Raw genomic sequence first — 520 nt, 5'->3', positions numbered from 1 at the left:
AAGGCAGAAGGGAGCTTGACTGCGAGACCTACAAGTCGAGCAGGGACGAAAGTCGGGCTTAGTGATCCGGTGGTACCATATGGAAGGGCCATCGCTCAACGGATAAAAGCTACCCTGGGGATAACAGGCTTATCTCCCCCAAGAGTTCACATCGACGGGGAGGTTTGGCACCTCGATGTCGGCTCATCGCATCCTGGGGCTGTAGTCGGTCCCAAGGGTTGGGCTGTTCGCCCATTAAAGCGGTACGCGAGCTGGGTTCAGAACGTCGTGAGACAGTTCGGTCCCTATCCGTCGCGGGCGTTGGAGATTTGAGAAGAGCTATCCTTAGTACGAGAGGACCGGGATGGACACACCGCTGGTGTACCAGTTGTCAGGCCACTGGCATCGCTGGGTAGCTATGTGTGGACAGGATAAACGCTGAAAGCATCTAAGCGTGAAGCCCCCTTCAAGATGAGATCTCCCATTCCTTTAAGGAAGTAAGACCCCTGAAAGATGATCAGGTGGATAGGCTGGAAGTGGA

At 54.8% G+C, this 520-nt stretch carries 1 rRNA gene; it reads left to right on the top strand.

Annotated elements, in window-relative coordinates:
* A 23S ribosomal RNA gene (locus ABFX15_RS12020) occupies positions 1-520 on the top strand; the annotation flags it as partial.

This window comes from Alkalibacterium indicireducens (genome assembly GCF_039522005.1).
GTDB classification, from domain to species: domain Bacteria; phylum Bacillota; class Bacilli; order Lactobacillales; family Carnobacteriaceae_A; genus Alkalibacterium; species Alkalibacterium indicireducens.
The sequence above is the reverse complement of the archived record's forward strand: the minus strand, read 5'-3'. Positions and strand labels throughout refer to the sequence as shown.